Source organism: Streptococcus sp. M334, assembly GCF_000187745.1.
Lineage (GTDB): Bacteria > Bacillota > Bacilli > Lactobacillales > Streptococcaceae > Streptococcus.
The window spans coordinates 14,055-15,082 of record NZ_GL732494.1; the positions used below are offsets into that span (position 1 = coordinate 14,055).

The 1,028-nt window shown below is 29.4% G+C and carries 2 protein-coding genes; both read right to left on the minus strand.

What is annotated here, in order from left to right; all coding sequences use genetic code 11:
- Positions 1 to 407: 407 nt before the first annotated feature.
- Entirely contained in the window at positions 408 to 653 is a 246-nt protein-coding gene (locus HMPREF0851_RS14370; RefSeq protein WP_001127471.1) for a DUF4160 domain-containing protein, read from the minus strand.
- Complete coding sequence (locus HMPREF0851_RS14375; protein WP_000588739.1) at positions 646 to 897, minus strand: hypothetical protein; 252 nt, start codon at positions 895 to 897, stop codon at positions 646 to 648. Before HMPREF0851_RS14375 ends, HMPREF0851_RS14370 begins: the two co-directional genes overlap by 8 nt.
- Positions 898 to 1,028: the final 131 nt, after the last annotated feature.

Here is a 1,028-nt window from a genome sequence, read left to right on the forward strand (position 1 = left end):
CTAAATCAAAATATTTTTCATAATATCTATATTTTCCATTCTCCAATTCTCTAAAAAACATTTTATACTCCTTTTTAAAAATGAGTATATCTCTAGTCAACAACTATAGTATATCATTTTTTCCAATCAAATATATCTAACTCTCTCTTTATGCAGAAGAAATAGATAAAATCCTCTCACATTAATCAATACTTTTTGTCCTGTTCTAAAAGATATATCTTTAAATTCTTTCGTCTTTTGACTTTCATCTAATCTCCTTTCAATTGTTTTAATACTAATCGAAGGAAAATAATTTGCTTTTAAATCCTTCTTTGACACACAAATATCAGGATAATTATTATATATTTTTCCATTTTCTACTCCTTAAAACGACAAAAAACAAGCCATTTCTGACTTGCTTTTAATTTTTAATATGCACTTTTTTGGTATTCATTCCATAAAGCTTGAAGTTCATCTGCATTTTCTAAAACATACTGTCTTACTATTTTCATATCCTTTGACTTTAGTTTCCCATCTCGAAGTTCACCATTCAAAAACATCGAACCAACTTCTTCGCCATGAATATAAATATGAATATGAGCCATCTGACCTTTATGGTTATGTTCGTTCGGACGAATCTCAATACCATACTTTAAGAAAGAATACTTAGGCATGCAATAACCCCACGTAGTCCTTCCACGTTTCAAGGTAGTTATCACGATTCAATTCAATTTGTTTTTGTGCAAATCGAATGTCATAATCTGCCAAGTCAAAATCCTCTAAGACTTCACCAGTAAGAATACTAAATGTTCCAATCAATTCTTCATCATCATACATACGCAAAATTGGATTGTTAGGATTTTTGGAAATATCTTCTTTGGTTACTTCCAAATTTGTCACACCAAATTCTTTAATCATGATTCCTTCTCCTTTCACTTTCTTTTATTATATCACTTTTTCCATCTAAATAACACTATACTAATTATTCAATTCCAACAATTCACTTTCAACACGTTTCAAAACTACTTGTACTTCTTCTGTACCACGAT

Bases quoted from the DNA above. Each gene is read 5' to 3' on its own strand.
- HMPREF0851_RS14375 (WP_000588739.1), bottom strand. From the start codon at position 897: ATGATTAAAGAATTTGGTGTGACAAATTTGGAAGTAACCAAAGAAGAT.
- HMPREF0851_RS14370 (WP_001127471.1), bottom strand. From the start codon at position 653: ATGCCTAAGTATTCTTTCTTAAAGTATGGTATTGAGATTCGTCCGAAC.